Annotated in this window: 16 protein-coding genes and 1 pseudogene; 9 read left to right on the top strand and 8 right to left on the bottom strand. The window is 70.3% G+C overall.

The genetic code is table 11. The annotated features are described in order from the left end of the window. Positions 1-6 precede the first annotated feature (6 nt). Positions 7-810, bottom strand: a complete 804-nt coding sequence (locus tag ACXJJ3_RS29495) for an SDR family NAD(P)-dependent oxidoreductase (RefSeq protein WP_458165100.1) — start codon at positions 808-810, stop codon at positions 7-9. A gap of 86 nt (positions 811-896) precedes the next feature. On the opposite strand from ACXJJ3_RS29495, the gene ACXJJ3_RS29490 reads away from it, so the two are divergent. Continuing rightward, positions 897-1,475: a TetR/AcrR family transcriptional regulator gene (locus ACXJJ3_RS29490; protein ID WP_458165099.1), complete on the top strand. Its 579-nt coding sequence runs from the start codon at positions 897-899 to the stop codon at positions 1,473-1,475. Positions 1,476-1,486: 11 nt separating this feature from the next. Here ACXJJ3_RS29490 and ACXJJ3_RS29485 read toward each other — a convergent pair whose 3' ends face one another. After that, on the bottom strand, positions 1,487-2,947 hold the full coding sequence (locus ACXJJ3_RS29485) for an LCP family protein (RefSeq protein WP_458165098.1): 1,461 nt from the start codon (positions 2,945-2,947) through the stop codon (positions 1,487-1,489). 182 nt (positions 2,948-3,129) lie between these two features. Between ACXJJ3_RS29485 and ACXJJ3_RS29480 the strand changes: the two genes are divergently transcribed. Then, positions 3,130-4,077: an NAD-dependent epimerase/dehydratase family protein gene (locus ACXJJ3_RS29480; protein WP_458165097.1), complete on the top strand. Its 948-nt coding sequence runs from the start codon at positions 3,130-3,132 to the stop codon at positions 4,075-4,077. Positions 4,078-4,188: 111 nt separating this feature from the next. Here the strand turns inward: ACXJJ3_RS29480 and ACXJJ3_RS29475 are convergent, their stop codons facing one another. Both ACXJJ3_RS29475 and ACXJJ3_RS29470 read right to left on the bottom strand, forming a co-directional pair. Then, positions 4,189-5,064, bottom strand: a complete 876-nt coding sequence (locus ACXJJ3_RS29475; protein ID WP_458165096.1) for a hypothetical protein — start codon at positions 5,062-5,064, stop codon at positions 4,189-4,191. Positions 5,065-5,091: 27 nt separating this feature from the next. Next, complete coding sequence (locus ACXJJ3_RS29470) at positions 5,092-5,979, bottom strand: GntR family transcriptional regulator (protein ID WP_458165095.1); 888 nt, start codon at positions 5,977-5,979, stop codon at positions 5,092-5,094. A gap of 94 nt (positions 5,980-6,073) precedes the next feature. Between ACXJJ3_RS29470 and ACXJJ3_RS29465 the strand changes: the two genes are divergently transcribed. From ACXJJ3_RS29465 to ACXJJ3_RS29445, 5 genes and pseudogenes are all read left to right on the top strand, one after another. Next, complete coding sequence (locus ACXJJ3_RS29465; RefSeq protein ID WP_458165094.1) at positions 6,074-6,319, top strand: ATP-binding cassette domain-containing protein; 246 nt, start codon at positions 6,074-6,076, stop codon at positions 6,317-6,319. Positions 6,320-6,352: 33 nt separating this feature from the next. After that, a pseudogene (locus tag ACXJJ3_RS29460) lies at positions 6,353-7,075 on the top strand (iron chelate uptake ABC transporter family permease subunit); the annotation flags it as partial. A 100-nt stretch (positions 7,076-7,175) separates the two neighbouring features. Then, complete coding sequence (locus ACXJJ3_RS29455; protein ID WP_458165093.1) at positions 7,176-7,805, top strand: iron chelate uptake ABC transporter family permease subunit; 630 nt, start codon at positions 7,176-7,178, stop codon at positions 7,803-7,805. Between the two features lie 12 nt (positions 7,806-7,817). Then, a complete protein-coding gene (locus ACXJJ3_RS29450) occupies positions 7,818-8,396 on the top strand; it encodes an HhH-GPD-type base excision DNA repair protein (RefSeq protein WP_458165092.1) in 579 nt (192 codons plus the stop codon). Between the two features lie 69 nt (positions 8,397-8,465). Next, positions 8,466-9,056 carry a TIGR03086 family metal-binding protein gene (locus tag ACXJJ3_RS29445; protein ID WP_458165091.1) on the top strand — a complete coding sequence of 197 codons (591 nt, stop codon included), beginning with the start codon at positions 8,466-8,468 and terminating at the stop codon, positions 9,054-9,056. Here ACXJJ3_RS29445 and ACXJJ3_RS29440 read toward each other — a convergent pair. The 3 genes from ACXJJ3_RS29440 to ACXJJ3_RS29430 all read right to left on the bottom strand — a co-directional run bounded on the left by ACXJJ3_RS29440 (position 9,006) and on the right by ACXJJ3_RS29430 (position 12,904). Then, the gene (locus tag ACXJJ3_RS29440) at positions 9,006-10,238 is read right to left on the bottom strand and encodes an FAD-dependent monooxygenase (protein WP_458165090.1); all 1,233 of its coding nucleotides are present in this window, start codon (positions 10,236-10,238) and stop codon (positions 9,006-9,008) included. The two genes, ACXJJ3_RS29445 and ACXJJ3_RS29440, sit on opposite strands and share 51 nt — an antisense overlap. 120 nt (positions 10,239-10,358) lie before the next feature. Further along, positions 10,359-12,365: an oxidoreductase gene (locus tag ACXJJ3_RS29435; protein WP_458165089.1), complete on the bottom strand. Its 2,007-nt coding sequence runs from the start codon at positions 12,363-12,365 to the stop codon at positions 10,359-10,361. Beyond that, on the bottom strand, positions 12,362-12,904 hold the full coding sequence (locus ACXJJ3_RS29430) for a PadR family transcriptional regulator (RefSeq protein ID WP_458165088.1): 543 nt from the start codon (positions 12,902-12,904) through the stop codon (positions 12,362-12,364). Before ACXJJ3_RS29430 ends, ACXJJ3_RS29435 begins: the two co-directional genes overlap by 4 nt. A 141-nt stretch (positions 12,905-13,045) precedes the next feature. Between ACXJJ3_RS29430 and ACXJJ3_RS29425 the strand changes: the two genes are divergently transcribed. Both ACXJJ3_RS29425 and ACXJJ3_RS29420 read left to right on the top strand, forming a co-directional pair. Continuing rightward, on the top strand, positions 13,046-13,531 hold the full coding sequence (locus ACXJJ3_RS29425) for a cation:proton antiporter regulatory subunit (protein ID WP_458165087.1): 486 nt from the start codon (positions 13,046-13,048) through the stop codon (positions 13,529-13,531). 2 nt (positions 13,532-13,533) lie between these two features. Then, positions 13,534-14,751 (top strand): cation:proton antiporter, encoded by a 1,218-nt coding sequence (locus ACXJJ3_RS29420; protein WP_458165086.1) that lies wholly within the window; start codon positions 13,534-13,536, stop codon positions 14,749-14,751. Here ACXJJ3_RS29420 and ACXJJ3_RS29415 read toward each other — a convergent pair. Beyond that, complete coding sequence (locus tag ACXJJ3_RS29415; protein WP_458165085.1) at positions 14,744-15,295, bottom strand: YdeI/OmpD-associated family protein; 552 nt, start codon at positions 15,293-15,295, stop codon at positions 14,744-14,746. The two genes, ACXJJ3_RS29420 and ACXJJ3_RS29415, sit on opposite strands and share 8 nt — an antisense overlap. Positions 15,296-15,319 lie beyond the last annotated feature (24 nt).

Below are 15,319 nucleotides of genomic sequence, written 5' to 3'. Positions count from 1 at the left end.
CCGCCGTCAGAACATTTCTCTGGTGAGTTGGTAGAGCCGGCGGGCGTCGGCCGGGTCGAACGTCCTCAGACCCGGATCGACCGGTACGCCGACCGCGCGCAGGATCAGACGTTCGTCCGGCTGGTCGTCCATGACGGCGAGCGTGTCCCGCACGCTGTCGACCGGCGGCTTCGCCTTGACCGCGGCGAGGGCGCGCGCGACGGTCCGCAGCGGTTGCGGGAGGTGATTCGTACCGCTCCGCGTGTACGGCGGCTGGACCCCGAAGTACTTCGTCCGGCCGTCCGTGTGGTTCTGGAGGTAGTGGACGGCGAGCAGGTCGTTCGCGCGGCCGCCGCTCATCGTCGCCCGCACCACGCTGTACTTCTTCGTGAACTGCAGGTCGTCCCAGTTGACCGCGCCCTTGGTGATGCCGGTGGCGCCGAGGTTCGTGATGATCGGGGTCTCGCCGCGCTCGAGCAAGCCGGTCAGGCCGTAGCTGAGGATGAAGCGGCTCAGGTAGTAGAGCATGAACGTGCCCTCGAGGCCGTCGACGGTCTCCCGGCGCCTGACGAACGGGAGCATCGCGGTGAGCACGAGCGCGTCGAGGGTCTCGTGGCGAGCGGTGACCTCCTTGATCACGCGGTGGTTCTCGGCGATCGAGAGCAGGTCGGCGTGCAGGAAGTGCGCGTCGCCCGGGGCGTCGCGGAGGAACTCGGCGCCGCGGGACGGCGTACTGCCGATCACCGTCACGCGGGCGCCGCGACGCAGGTAGTGCAGGGCGATCTCGCGGCCCATGCCGGTCGTACCGCCGGCCACCACGACGTTCTTCATCAACTCGTCCCCCAAGTCATCGATCGGTGACTTAGACCGTAGAGCCGGACAGGTAACATGTCAACGGTCGATGACTCGGAGGGCGGATGGCGCACAAACGGGACCGCGAGGCGACCCGGGCGGGGTTGCTGGACTGCGCCCGGCTGCGGTTCGCGCGGGACGGGTACGACGGCACGAGCGTCCGTGACGTGGCCGGGGACGTCGGCGTCGATCCGGCGCTGGTGTTCCGGTACTTCGGGTCGAAGTCCGGCCTGTTCACCGAGGCGATGGCGACCTCATCCGCGCCCGTCGTACTGCCGGACGGTCCGGTTGAGGACTTGCCCGCGAAGCTGCTGCGGCAGCTGGTGTTCGAGGACTGGTCCGAGTACGCCGGTGAACACCCACTGATCGCGATGCTCCGCTCGGCCGGCCACGAGGACACCAAGACCCGCCTCCGCCAACAGGTCTGCGACGGCTACCTCGACGTCCTCTCCACCCTCGCCGACGGCACCCCCGACAAGAACCTCCGCACCGAACTGTTCGCCGCCTGGCTCCTCGGCATCGGTATCCTCCGCACCGCCGTCGGCACCCCCACCCTCACCAAGGCCACCGAACAGGACCTCCTCCCCCACCTGTCCGCGGTAGCCGAAGCCCTCTTCGACCGCCCGATCCCCACGGACGGGTAGTCCGCTCGGCGTCAGTTCGGCTGGTCGCCCGACGGGTTGTAGGCGCAGGCGTCGGCGAGGTTCTGGGTGGGACCAGGCGGCGGGGTGGAGGTTGTGGTGGTGGGTTTGCGGGTGGGGGCTACCGGAGTGACCGGAGTGGTGGCCGGGGCGGGGGTGGAGTCGATGGCGGTCTGGACTGTTTGGCGGAGGGCCTGGTAGTCGGGGTGGAGGTACTTGAGGCGGAGCTTCTCGGAGTCGAGTGTCACGTTCGAGACCGTTGCCGACTTCACCTTCAGCGCGAGCTCCACCATCGCGGGCAGCAGCTCCTGCGGGATGTCGGTGCGGAGCAGGTGCTGGCCGGCCTTCGCGATTGCCTTGTACTTCGTGACCAGCGTCTGCGGGTCGGCCGCGTCCACGATCGCCTTGATCACGCACCGCTGGCGCACCTGCCGCTGGTCGTCGTCGGCGCCGTACCGGCCGCGGGCGAACCACAGCGCGTGCCGGCCGTCCAGGTGCTGCCGCGGGCCTGGCTCGATCCACTCCTTCGGGGGGATGTGTGAGCTGCTGATGCCGCCCATCGCGACGCGCTCGTTGACGTTCACGGTGATGCCGCCGAGGGCGTCGACGATCTCCGGGAAGCTCTGCAGGTTGACCTGCAGGTAGTAGTCGATGTCCAGCCCGGTCGCCTCGCCGACGGACTGCTTCACCACGTCGGCGCCTTCGTTGTCCGACGGTCCGAGGATGCCGGGGTGCGCGTCCGGGATGTTCTGGTACATCGCGGTCAGCATCCACTCGAGCCGCCCGTCCAGGCTCAGCCCTTCCTTGCCGAACCCGTCCGGGTAGAACTTGTGCAGCGGCGAGTCCGCCGGGAACGGCATGAACGTCAGGTTCCGCGGCATCGAGATCAGCGAGGTGTTCCCGGTCTTGGTGTCGATGCTCGCGACGATCACCGTGTCGGTGCGGACGCCTTCGCGGCTCGGCGCGTCGTCACCGCCGAGCAGCAGCAGGTTCAGCCGCGGCCGGTCCTCCCACGGGTCCTTCACGTTGACGGTGGTCGGCCGGGTGGCGCTCTTGCTCTCGCCCTGGGACTGGAACACGTCCTGCACCAGCGTCCGCTGCGCGAGCACCGTCTGTACGCCGACCGCCGCCGGCGCCGCGATCGCGAAGCACAGCACGCCGACGAACAACGCGCCGGCCACCCGCCCGCCGGTCCCTCCCGTTGCCGGCCGCAACGACCGGTGCGAGCCGACGATCACGATGATCCACAGGAACGCGAGGAACGCGATCAGCACCGACGTGATCAGCAGCCGGCTCGGTACGACGGCCGCCGCGATCACCTCGTCGCGCCGGGTCAGCCCGACGTACGCCGCGACGCCGACCAGCGCCAGGAACACCGTGAGTACGAACGCACCGAGCTTGCGGCGCCCGCCGACGATCAGTCCGAGTCCTGGAAGCACTGCGCCCAGCAGGGTGAACCCCAGCAACTTCGGCATCGACCGCGGCCGCCTCGCCGTCGCGCGCGCACTCCCCATCGGCTCCCCTGTCCCCGTTCCGCACCTCACTCCCAGTGTGCGGTATGGACCGCCTCTTCACCTGTTCAGACGTGTTACAGCGCTGTTCGGTTGTCGATCAATCCGGTCGCGGAGCGGGCGGCGCGGGGCTAAGTTGGGCGGTTGTGCGGATTCTGATTCTGGGCGGGAACGGGTTTGTCGGGCGTGCGGTCGTTGACGACGCATTGGCGCAGGGCGCGGAGGTCGCGTCGTTCAGCCGAGGGGTGAGCGGTACGCCGCTGCCGCCCGGCGTCACGCAACTGGTCGGCGACCGGGCGAGCGGGGACTACTCGGCGCTGAAGTCGGGCGAGTGGGACGCGGTGGTGGACCTGAGCGGGTTCCGGTCCCGCGACGTCGACCAGGCGATGGACGTGCTCGGGGATCGGGTCGGGCGGTACGTGTTCGTGTCGAGCCACGCGGTGTACGTGCGGGATCTCCCGGCCGGGACCGACGAGACGGCGCCGCGGCGGGAGCCGCTGCGGGATGCCGACGTACTGACGAACGACACGTACGGGCCGTGCAAGGTCGCGTGCGAGGACGACGTCGTCGAGCGGTACGGCGACCGCGCGACGCTGATCCGGCCCGGCCGCGTGACGGGACCCGGGGACTCGTCCGGTACGGCGCTGTACTGGATCCGGCGTGGTGCGCGCGGTGGACGGGTAGCGCTTCCGACCAAGCCGGAGGCGCCGCTGCAGCTGGTGGACAGCCGCGACGTGGCTCGCCTCATCACCCGCTTGATCACGGACGGCCGGTCCGGCGCGTACAACGCGGTCGGCCCCGACTCCACCATCGCCGAACTCATCCAGACCGCCGCTGACCTCTCCGGCACCACCGTCGACATCGTCCCGGTCCCCCGCGACGCCGTCCCACCCCGCTTCCCCTTGATCGACCCCGAAGCCGAATGGGGCGAACGCCGCCGAAACCCCACCAAGTCCCACGAAGCCGGCATGCCGGTCACCCCCCTCCGCACCACAGTCGAAGACGTCCTGCACTGGGACAACGCCCGCGGCAAACCTGAGCTGACCATCGGCCTGACACCCGACCAGGAAGAGGAGTTACTCACCAAGAACTGACAACCAAGCACCTACCAGCGCAGAACGAGAAGACGCCCCGCCCACTCCGTGAACTTCGGAGGCCGGCGCGGTGGACCGGACTGCCATCCCGCACTGGCCCGGCCCGTAGGGCTACTCCGGCAGGGCCAGTGTTCGGCCGGCGTCTCTTGCGGCGTTGATGGAGCGGGTGAGGGTGTCCTTCAACGACGTGGCTTCGTCGGTGAAGCCTTCTACTACGGCGGTGTCGCCGGCCGGTTCGGTGCGGGCGAGGAGTTCGATGTAGCGGTCGCCGTCCTCGAGGGCGGCTTCGGCGCGGAGGGCGGCGTCGGCGGAGCGGACGCGGTCGGCGTACCGGTCGAGGAGGTCGACCTTGCGTTTGATCGCCTCGGCGGACAGCGCCAGCGCGCGGCGTTGCGGTCCGAGGACGGCGTCCAGCTCAGCTGTCTTCGCGCCGCGGGCGATGTCCTTCTGGCGCGCTCGCAGGACCGTCTGCTCGCGGAGCACCTGCGCGATGTCCCACAGCTGTTCCGGCAGCACCAGCTCGTTCTTCACGTCGTCGAGCAGCCCGCGGCGGGTAACCGTTGCCTCCAGCACCGTTTTCACCGCGCGCTGCGCCCGGCCGAGCAACCACCCGGCTTCGCTGTCGAAGTCCTCCGGCAGCAGGTACTTCCGGTGCTGCTTCCGGACCGCCTTGTGGCCGCGGTCCTCGACCATCGACTTCGCCAGGATCCCGCCGGTCGCCAGGACGGCGACCCCGGCCAGCGCGACCGCTCCCCACGCGGCGACCGCGGTCGGCAGCGTCGCGGCCATCACGATCAGCGCCAGGATCCACCCGCCGACACACACCCCGACCCACACCAGCAACGTCCCGAACGTGTTCCCGGGCGCCGCCGACCACGACGTCTGCCGCTTCGGCCGCGGCGCGTCGGCCGCCACGAACAACTCCGGCCTGCGCTCGTACAACCGGCGTACGCCCGCCGGCACATCCGGCGCGAACACAGGCTCCATCGCCACCTCCGGAGAAGTCGTCACCACTCAGCGTAGCCGGGCCGCGAGCCCATCCAGGAACACGCCGAGGCCGAATTCGAAGAGCTGGTCCAGGTCGTAGTCGTACTCGAACCCGTCCGCCAGCAGCTCCTGGAACGCCCCGAGGCCGCCGGCCGCGATCATCGCCGCCAGCTGGTCGCTCTGGTGCACGACCCACTCGTCCGCGGTCTCGCCGGTGTCCTGTTCGGCCTGCGCCTCGGACTCCATCACCAACGCGATCCCGCGCACGTACGCGAACAGGCTGATCATCGTCGACAGCGCCGCCTCCTTCTCGAACCCGCGCAACGCCCCCAGCACGGCGTCCGTGTGCGGCAGCAGCCGCGGCACCAACTGCGGCCGGCTCAGGCTGATCGCGCTCGCCAGCCACAGATGCCTGCGGTACGCCGCCCAGTGCACGCGCGCCACCATCGCCACCGCGTCCCGCCAGTACTCCGGGATCTCGCCGAGCGGGAACTCCCCGATCGCCTCGTTCACCATCTGTACGACGAGCGCGTCCTTGCCGCCGACGTAGCGGTACAGCGCCATCGTCGACACCCCGAGCTCGGCCGCGATCCGCCGCATCGACAACGCCGCGAGCCCTTCGGCGTCCGCGATCGCGACACCCATCCGGACGATCTCGTCCCGGTCCAGCCCCTCCGGTACGGCGGCCGGCACCCGCCGCGCCGGCGGGCCGACGACCGTCCCGACCCCGGGCGCGGCGTACACGAGCCGCTCGGCCTGGAGGACCTGCAACGCCTTGGTCGCGGTCGCCATCGCGACCCCGAAGTCCCGGGTCAGCGCCCGGGTGGACGGCACCCGGTCGCCGGGCAGCAGCTCCCCCGCCTCGATCCGCCGTCGCAGTTCCGCGGCAATGACCTGGTACGGCGCCTCGCTCATCACCCCACCCTAGTGCGCATACGCCGTACGCGCACTATCTCATCAGGAGACCCCTTGCTGACATATCAGATTAGGTAAGGCTATCCTCATCACCATGGATCAGGTGGGGCTGACGGGCGACGAGCTCGAGCTCGGGTATCACGGGCGGCACGTCGTCGACGGGGCCTCGTTGCACATCGAGGCGGCCCGGGTGACGGCGCTCGTCGGGCCGAACGGCAGCGGGAAGTCGACGCTGCTGCGTGCGCTCGCCGCCTGCACCACCCGGACGCCGGGCGCATCACCTTCCCCGGCGGCGGCAACGCGCTCGCCCTGTCGGCGAAGGACTTCGCCCGCAAGGTGACGTTGCTGTCGCAGTCCCGGCCGACGCCGAACGGTGTCAGCGTCCGCGACGTCGTCGGGTACGGGCGGCACCCGTACCGCAGCCGCTGGCGCGCCGACGACGCGGACGGTCGGCGCGTTGCTGCTGGCATCGAAGCTGGACATCTTCACGCTCGGCGACGACACGGCCGCGGTGCTCGGCGTCAACGTCCGCCGGACCCGCGTCCTCACCACGCTGGTCACCGTCCTGCTCTCCGCGGCGGCCGTGACGGTCGCGGGACCGGTCGGTTTCGTCGGCCTGGTCGCCCCGGTCGTGGTCCGGCTGCTCGCCCCGCTCGTCCCCGGCCTGCTCCGGCATCGCGTCCTGCTCCCGCTGTCCGGCCTCTGCGGCGTTCTCGTCGTACTCGCGTCGGACGTCGTACTGCGGGCCGCGTTCGGCGGGCAGGCCGGTGTCGAGATCCCGACCGGCATCATGACGATGGTCGTCGGCGCGGTCGTGCTGATCTGGCTCGCCCGCCGGCACCGCGACGCGAGCCGCTCCCCGGCCGGTACGGGCGGCGCGCTGCGGACCCGCCGTACGTTCTGGGTGGTCGGCGGCACGTTGGTGGTCCTGCTGGTCGCGGCCCTCGTCGGCGCGCTGCTCACCGGCGACGCGTTCCTGCGCACGGGCGATCTCGTGAACTGGGTGGGCGGCCGGTCCGGGCGCGCGATCACGTACGTCCTCGACCAGCGCTTCCCGCGGGTGCTGTCCGCCGTACTGTGCGGTGCCGCCCTGGCGATCGCCGGTACGACGGTGCAGGCCGTCTGCCGGAACCCGCTGGCCGAACCGGGCACTCTCGATCCTGTTGCCGTCCGCAAGCATCTGGCTGCTCTCGGGGGTGGCCGCGGTCACGGCGGTCGGCACCTTCGGCATCGTCTACGCGACCAGCTGGCGGGGCGGGCTCAGCGCGGACCGGCTGGTGCTGATCGGCGTCGGGGTGTCGTCGGCGGCCACCGCGGTCATCACGCTGCTGATCGTCGCCACCGATCCGTGGAACCTGAGCCTGGCGATGACCTGGCTATCGGGCAGCACCTATGGCAGAACGCTTCCGCAAGTACTGCCAGTAGCCGTAGCACTGACAGCTCTCACTCCCGCTGTGGTCCATGCGCGGCGAGAGCTGGATCTGCTGGCGTTGGACGACGACGTACCGCGGATCCTCGGCGTACGGCTGGAGCGCACGCGGCTCGCGTTGCTGCTCGCCGCCGCGGTGCTGACGGCGGCCGCGGTCTCGGCGATCGGGGTGGTCGGATTCGTCGGACTGGTCGCGCCGCACGCCGCACGCGCGCTGGTCGGCGGCCGGCATGCCCGGATCCTCCCGGTCGCCGCGTTGCTCGGGGCACTCCTGGTCAGCGTCGCGGACAGTATCGGCCGGACCGTCCTCGCCCCGGCCCAGATCCCGGCCGGCCTGCTGACCGCGCTGATCGGCGCGCCGTACTTCGTCTACTTGCTGTGGCGGACCCGGCGGTAAAAGATGGGCAACATGCTGCGCGAACTGCAACTCACCGGCAATCCGGACGCCGACAAACTGCTCAACGACGACCCGTTCGCCTTGCTGGTCGGCATGCTGCTGGACCAGCAGTACCCGATGGAGCACGCGTTCTCCGGCCCGCTGAAGATCGCGAACCGGATGGACGGCTTCGACCTGCACAAGATCGCCGCCACCGACCTGGAGACGTTCGTCGAGCTCAGCGTCACCCCACCGGCCATCCACCGGTACGGCGGCTCGATGGCCCGCCGGGTGCACGCGCTCGCCCAGGAGATCATCGAGAAGTACGACGGGGACGTCGCGAACATCTGGCTCTCCGGCCGCCCGAAGCCCGACGGCGCCGAGGTCCTGAAGCGGCTGAAGGCCCTGCCCGGGTTCGGCGAGCAGAAGGCGAAGATCTTCCTGGCGCTGCTCGGCAAGCAGCGCGGCGTGGCCCCGAAGGGCTGGCGCGAGGCCGCCGGCAATTACGGCGACCGCGGCTCCCGGCGGTCGATCGCGGACGTCACCGACGCCACCTCGCTGCAGGAGGTCCGGAACTTCAAGAAAGCAGCCAAGGCCGCCGCCAAAGCCTGACCCGCGCGCGATTCCCTGCGAAGTCAGCCTCCCAGCCTTATCGTTACTAAGGCAACGGGAGGAGCGCGGATGGACATCCGGGATCTGGATCGCCGGGCCGGGGCGGTGCTCGGGGAAGTCGTCATGCAGGTGCGGACCGAGCAGCTCTGGTTCCCCACCCCCTGCCCGGACTGGACCGTGCGCGGGCTGATGCGGCACCTGGTCAGCCAGAACGAGGGCCTCGCCGCGGCCGCGCTGAACGGCTCGGCCTCCCTCCGGACCTGGAACGGCGGCCGCCTCGCCGACAACCCGTCCGGTGCCTACCGCCGCTCGAACGTGCAGGTCGCGGACGCCTTCGCGGACGGCGGCGCGCTGGACCGGCTGGTGGAGGTCCGAGAGTTCGGCTCGTTCCCGCGCCGGATCGCGCTCACCTTCCACCAGCTCGACTGCATCGTGCACGCCTGGGACCTGGCCCGCGCGATCGACGTCCCGTACAAGCCGCCGCCCGACATGGTCGAGCAGGCCCTCGTGCTGGCCCGCCGGATCCCCGACACCGACGCGAACCGCGGCCCCGGGTACGCGTTCGAGCGCAGCGTCAAGGTCTCCGGCACGGCCCCCGACCTCGACCAGCTACTCGGCCTCCTCGGCCGCAACCCGGAGTGGGTCTCCCCGCTGGACTGAGTACTCCGGCAGGTCGATCGCGTCCGGCGTACCGCCCGCCATCTTCTTCAGCGCGCCGGACAGCGGCTTCGACGTCATCACCCGCAGCACGAAGTCCCGGTACGCGATCCCGAACGCGGACAGCGGCATCGCCATCTTGATCCCGCCCGGCGGCAGCTCCATCCGCTGCGCGACGTACGCCTGCATCCGCCGCTGGTACGCCGGGAACGCCCGCGCGTGATCGCCCGCCGCCGCGGCCAGCTCCCCCGCCAGGACGTACGCGCCGACCAGCGACAGCGCAGTACCGTGGCCGGCCATCGGCGAACCGCAGTACCCGGCGTCACCGACCAGCGCGATCCGCCCGCGGGACCAGTCCGGTACGACGACCTTGCTGGTGGTGTCGAGGTAGAAGTCGTCGGCCGCGTCGAGGCCCTTCAGGACGTGCGGGGTGTGCCAGCCGAGGCCCTCGAACCGTTCGCGGACGAGCTTCTTCTGCGCGTCGACGTCGCGCCGGTCGTAGCTGAGGAGCGGCGACCGGAAGCTCAGCAGCGCCTTCGCGTACCGCATATCCCGGTCCGGGCGCAGCGCGACCCAGCGGCCGCCCGGCGCGGTGTAGATCTTCATCCAGTCGTCCAGGTCCTCCGGCGTCTCGATCGTGAAGTACGACATGTACCCGCCGAGGTGCTGCACGAACTCGTCCTCCGGCCCGAACGCGAGCCGCCGGACCCGGGAGTGCACGCCGTCCGCGCCGATCACCAGGTCGAACCGTCTGTCGGCTCCACTCGCAAAGCTGACCTCGACCCCGTCGGCGTCCTGCTCCAGCGCCGCGATCGAGTCGTCGTACCGGAACTCCACGTCGCTCGCGGCCGTGGTCAGGAGTTCGGCGAGATCGCCGCGGAGGATCTCGATCTCGGCGACCGGTCCGGCGCCGTCGAGCGCCTCCATGTGCATCGCGGCGGACGTCCGTCCGTCGGCCTTCACGTACGCGAGCCCGCGCTCGTGCACCTGCCGCTCGGCGACGCCCGGCAGCAACCCCATCCGCTCGGCCACCACCCGGGACACCCCGCGCAGGTCGACGGTCTGCCCACCCGGCCGCGGCCCCGGCGCGATCTCCACGACGGTCGGCGCGAACCCGAACCGCCGCAACCAGAACGCCACCGCCGGCCCCGCGATCCCGCCACCGGAAATCAGCACAGTCTTCATCTCAAGCTCCTTCGAACTAGTGCGCGTACGCCGTACACGGTGCACTAGTTAAGGAGCGGAACGCCAGCGCGCACTAGTGCACCCCGGGATCGGTGCACTAGGTCCACTAGGTCCACTAGGTCAGAGCGTGAGGGCCAGACGGGTGGCCTGGTCGATGGCGCGTTTGGCGTCGACCTCGGCGGCGACGTCGGCGCCACCGATCAGGTGCACCGGGCGGCCGGTCAACTGGCCGGCCAGTTCGCGGAGGGGTTCCTGGCCCGCGCAGATCACCACAGTGTCGACCGCCAGCACCCGCGGCTTCTCGCGCTTCGGGCCGAACGTGATGTGCAGCCCCTCGTCGTCGATCCGTTCGTAGTTCACCCCCCGCAACTGCTCGACCTGCTTGTTCTTCAGCGCCGCCCGGTGCACCCACCCGGTCGTCTTCCCGAGCCCGGCGCCGATCTTCCCGTCCTTGCGCTGCAGCAGATACACCTTCCGCGGCGACGGCTCCGGCCGCGGTACGGCGAGCCCGCCCGGCAGCTGCGTCGGATCCCCGACACCCCATTCCGCCTTCCACGCTTCAAGATCCGGGGACATGCCGGTCAGGAACTCGCTGACGTCCACCCCGATCCCACCGGCCCCGATCACCGCGACCGACTCCCCCACCGGCTTGCCGTCCCGCACCACGTCGACGTACGAGAGCACCTTCGGATGGTCGATCCCCGGAATCGCCGGCACCCGCGGTACGACGCCGGTCGCGAGCACGATCTCGTCGTACCCGGCCAGGTCGTCGGCGCTCGCGCGGCGCCCGAGGTGCAGCTTGACGCCGGTGAGTTCGAGCCGCCGCCGGTAGTACCGGATCGTCTCGGCGAACTCCTCCTTGCCGGGGATCCGTTGCGCGATCCCGAACTGCCCGCCGATCTCGTCCGCCGCCTCGAACAGCTCCACCCGATGCCCGCGCTCGGCCGCCGTCACCGCCGCGGCCAGCCCGGCCGGACCGGCCCCGACGACCGCGACGCTCTTCGTCCGGCGGGTCGGCAGCAGCTGCAGTTCGGTCTCGCGGGCCGCCCGCGGATTGACCATGCAGCTCGCCTTCTTCTTCGCGAACACATGGTCCAGACAGGCTTGATTGCAGGCGATGCAGACGTTGATCTCGTCCGCCCGGTCAGTGGTTGCCTTCAGCACCCATTCCGGATCGGCCAGGAACGGGCGCGCCATACTGACCAGATCCGCGTCGCCGCGCGCCAGTACCTCCTCGGCGACCTGCGGCAGGTTGATCCGGTTCGACGTGACGACCGGGATGCTCACGTGCGGCTTGAACGCGGCGGTGACGCTGGTGAACGCCGCCCGCGGTACGGACGTGACGATCGTCGGCACCCGCGCCTCGTGCCAGCCGATCCCGGTGTTGATGATCGACGCGCCGGCCGCCTCGATCTCCTTGCCCAGCGCAACCACGTCGTCCCAGCACTGACCGCCGTCGACCAGGTCCGCCATCGACAGCCGGTAGATGATCAGAAAGTCCTGGCCGACCCGCTCCCGGGTCCGGCGGACGATCTCGACCGCGATCCGCCGGCGGTTCTCCGGGCTGCCGCCCCAGCGGTCGGTCCGCCGGTTCGTCCGCTCGGCCAGGAACTGGTTGATGAAGTACCCCTCGGAACCCATGATCTCGACGCCGTCGTACCCGGCCTCGCGGGCGAGCGCGGCACAGTCGACGTACGCCTTGATCTGCCGCAGGACGCCGCTGTCGGACAGGGCGCGCGGTTTGAACGGGTTGATCGGGGCCTTGAGTGCGGAGGCGGAGACGCTGAGTGGGTGGTACGAGTAGCGGCCGGCATGCAGGATCTGCAGGGCGATCCGGCCGCCTTCGGCGTGCACCGCGTCGGTCAACTGGCGGTGCTTCAACGCCTGGCGCCTGGTCGTGAGCTTCGAGCCGAACGGTGTCAGCCAGCCCTGCCAGTTCGGCGCGTAGCCGCCGGTCACCATCAGCCCGACGCCGCCGCGGGCCCGCTCGGCGAAATACGCCGTCAGCTGGGGCAGGTCGCTCAACCGGTCCTCGAGCCCGGTGTGCATCGAGCCCATGATCACCCGGTTCGGCAGCACCACGTGGCCGAGGTCCAACGGTTCCAGCAGATGCGGGTAGGCCGTCATTTCGAATCCTTCCGCAGGGCGTCGACCACCTCGTCGCACCAGGCGACGAAGGACTCCTCGGCGCGGATACCGCCGCGGAGTACGAGGTACTGATGCAGTTCGCGGCCGTGCAGCGTCGCCGGCTTCGGGAAGTCGCGCTGCTGGATGCTGCGGTACACCTCGCGCCGGGCCGCGTGCTCCGCCCGGTGCCGCTCGACCTCCGCGAGGACGACGCCGACATCGCCGACCGAGGCGCCCCGGAGCTTCACGCCCAGGCCGTCCCGCAGTACGGCGGGGTCCTCGGGCTCGGCCAGCCACCGGGTCAGCTCCGCCTTGCCGGCCGCGGCGATCCGGTACACCTTCTTGTCGGGGCGGCCATCCTGGGTGATCTCGGTGTGCCGTACCCAGCCGGCGTCATCCATCCGCCGCAGCACCCGGTAGATCTGCTGGTGCGTGGCCGGCCAGAAATACCCGATCGAGCGGTCGAAGCGACGGGCCAGCTCGTACCCGGAACCGGCCCGCTCGGTCAGCGAGACCAGGATCGCGTGCTCCAGCGCCATGACCGAAGCCTACCTATGCAACTCGTTGCACTGCACCTGATTGCATCTCATGTCACATCACTTGTCCGCACATGGCTTGTGTGGTTTGAGAGAATTGATTGCAGACGCCTTATATCGACGCCCAATGGATTCGGAGTACTCATGGACGCCCAGGCCCACCCGACCAAGACGACGCTGCCCGGTATCGGGATCCGTTACGACCTGGTCACCGAGTCCGGGAAACACGTCTCGGTCGTGGCGCACAACGACGGCCGCCGATTCCTCGGGTTCCACAAACCGGAGGACGACGACGAGTGCCAGGCGTCGGTCCCCTTAGGCAAGGGCGAAGCGGCCGCGCTCGCGCAACTCCTGGTCCCGGAGCGGATCGACCCGGTCCGCGGCGAGATCGAGATCGACCTGGTCACCGAGCACGTGCCGGTGACCGCGCGGTCGCCGTACTCCGGGCGCACGCTCGGTGACACCCAGGCCCGCAGCCGTACCGGTGCCTCGATCGTCGCGGTCCTCCGCCGTACCGGCGCGACCCCGTCGCCGACACCGGACTTCCGGTTCGCGATCGGGGACACGCTGGTCGTGGTCGGCACCCGTGAGGGCGTGGACGCGGTGGCCGATCTGATCGCGGGGGGCTGAGCATGCACGAGAACATCACCGCGCTCCTGATCGAGCTCGGCGCGGTCATCCTTGCCCTGGGCGTGCTCGGGCGGATCGCCGGGCGGCTCGGCTTCTCCCCGATTCCCCTGTATCTGCTGGCCGGACTGGCATTCGGGCACGGTGGCATCCTGCCGCTGGCCGCGAGCGAGGAATTCGTTGCCACCGGCGCCGAAATTGGCGTCATCCTGCTGCTGTTGCTGCTCGGGCTCGAGTACACCGCGTCCGATCTGGTCGGCACGTTGAAGACGCAGTACGTCTCGGGGGCCGTCGACTTCCTGCTGAACGCGTTGCCGGGTGCGGCGGTCGCGTTGCTGCTCGGGTGGGGCCCGGTGGCGGCGGTCGCGCTGGCCGGTGTCACGTGGATCTCGTCGTCCGGCGTGATCGCCAAGGTGGTCGGCGATCTCGGGCGGCTCGGTAACCGCGAAACGCCTGTGGTGCTGGGAATCCTGGTCCTCGAGGACCTGTCGATGGCGGTCTACCTGCCGATCCTGACCGCGCTGCTCGCCGGCGTCGGGCTGGCCGGCGGGAGCATGACGTTGCTGATCTCGCTCGGGACGGTGAGCGTCGTACTGTTCATCGCGCTGCGGTACGGGCGGGTGATCAGCCGGGCGGTGTCGTCGGACAACCCGGAGATGCTGCTGCTCGTCGTACTCGGGCTGACCCTGCTCGTCGCGGGGATCGCGCAGCAGCTGCAGGTGTCGGCGGCGGTCGGGGCGTTCCTGGTCGGGATCGCGTTGTCGGGCGAGGTCGCCCACGGCGCGCGGAACCTGCTGAGCCCGTTGCGGGACCTGTTCGCGGCGGTGTTCTTCGTGTTCTTCGGGTTGAGCACGGACCCGCGGAAGATCCCGCCGGTGCTGGCGGTCGCGTTCGGTCTCGCCGTACTGACCGCGCTCACCAAGGTCGCCACCGGGTGGTTCGCCGCCCGCCGGGCCGGGATATCCCAGGCCGGCCGCTGGCGCGCCGGCGGGACCCTGGTCGCCCGCGGTGAGTTCTCGATCGTCATCGCCGGCCTCGCGGTCGGCGTCGAGCCGAAGCTGGGCCCGCTCGCCACTGCGTACGTCCTCATCCTGGTCATCCTCGGCCCGGTCGCCGCCCGCTACACCGAACCGCTGGCCCGTCGCCTCACCCGCAAACAGCCGGCCCCCGCGGAAGCCCCCGCCGCGGAACGGCTGGAGGACCCGGCCAACACTCCTACCTGATTCGCACACCTCTCGCCGCGCTCTCCACCGTCGACGCGATCCGTCGCTCCCTCGTCTCCGGGCGTTTGGCGAGGGTGATCCATTCGAGGATCGTGCGGCGGGCGGACGGTGAGAAAGCGCGGAAGTTCCCGGCCGCCTGCGGCTCGTTCTCCAGGGCGAGTCGCAGGTCGGGCGGGACGATCAGGTTCTGGGCGTCGGCCAGCAGGTCCCACACCCCGGTGCGCCGCGCCTCCGCCACCAGCTCTTCGCCCGGCGGGCGCATCAACCCCGCCGCGGCCAGCCGCTCCACCCGCTCGCGATTCACCTTGCTCCACGTACTGCGCGGGTTCCGGGGCGTGAAGCACTGGTGCGTCGTCAGCTCGTCCCGCCGCATCGTCTTGCTGTCGATCCAGCCGAAGCACAACGCGTGCTCGACCGCCGTCGCGAGATCCAGCCCGTCCCCGTCGCGGTGCACCACCAGCCACACGGACCGCTCGCGCCGGCCATTCGCCTCCAGCCAGTCGCGCCACTCGCCGGCATCCGCGCAGTTCAGTTCGTCGATCATGGATCCAGCATGCACCGGAGAAGT

This window comes from Kribbella sp. WER1 (genome assembly GCF_054189145.1).
Note: the sequence above shows the minus strand (reverse complement) of the source record. Positions and strands in the feature narration are given on the sequence as shown.

What these genes read in the sequence shown, in the direction of transcription:
- ACXJJ3_RS29490 (WP_458165099.1), top strand. Translation starts at nt 897, where the DNA reads ATGGCGCACAAACGGGACCGCGAGGCGACCCGGGCGGGGTTGCTGGAC.
- ACXJJ3_RS29425 (WP_458165087.1), top strand. Translation starts at nt 13,046, where the DNA reads ATGGACGCCCAGGCCCACCCGACCAAGACGACGCTGCCCGGTATCGGG.
- ACXJJ3_RS29485 (WP_458165098.1), bottom strand. Translation starts at nt 2,947, where the DNA reads ATGCCGAAGTTGCTGGGGTTCACCCTGCTGGGCGCAGTGCTTCCAGGA.
- ACXJJ3_RS29495 (WP_458165100.1), bottom strand. Translation starts at nt 810, where the DNA reads ATGAAGAACGTCGTGGTGGCCGGCGGTACGACCGGCATGGGCCGCGAG.
- ACXJJ3_RS29435 (WP_458165089.1), bottom strand. Translation starts at nt 12,365, where the DNA reads ATGACGGCCTACCCGCATCTGCTGGAACCGTTGGACCTCGGCCACGTG.
- ACXJJ3_RS29430 (WP_458165088.1), bottom strand. Translation starts at nt 12,904, where the DNA reads ATGGCGCTGGAGCACGCGATCCTGGTCTCGCTGACCGAGCGGGCCGGT.
- ACXJJ3_RS29465 (WP_458165094.1), top strand. Translation starts at nt 6,074, where the DNA reads ATGGATCAGGTGGGGCTGACGGGCGACGAGCTCGAGCTCGGGTATCAC.
- ACXJJ3_RS29440 (WP_458165090.1), bottom strand. Translation starts at nt 10,238, where the DNA reads ATGAAGACTGTGCTGATTTCCGGTGGCGGGATCGCGGGGCCGGCGGTG.
- ACXJJ3_RS29450 (WP_458165092.1), top strand. Translation starts at nt 7,818, where the DNA reads ATGCTGCGCGAACTGCAACTCACCGGCAATCCGGACGCCGACAAACTG.
- ACXJJ3_RS29470 (WP_458165095.1), bottom strand. Translation starts at nt 5,979, where the DNA reads ATGAGCGAGGCGCCGTACCAGGTCATTGCCGCGGAACTGCGACGGCGG.
- ACXJJ3_RS29445 (WP_458165091.1), top strand. Translation starts at nt 8,466, where the DNA reads ATGGACATCCGGGATCTGGATCGCCGGGCCGGGGCGGTGCTCGGGGAA.
- ACXJJ3_RS29415 (WP_458165085.1), bottom strand. Translation starts at nt 15,295, where the DNA reads ATGATCGACGAACTGAACTGCGCGGATGCCGGCGAGTGGCGCGACTGG.
- ACXJJ3_RS29420 (WP_458165086.1), top strand. Translation starts at nt 13,534, where the DNA reads ATGCACGAGAACATCACCGCGCTCCTGATCGAGCTCGGCGCGGTCATC.
- ACXJJ3_RS29475 (WP_458165096.1), bottom strand. Translation starts at nt 5,064, where the DNA reads ATGGAGCCTGTGTTCGCGCCGGATGTGCCGGCGGGCGTACGCCGGTTG.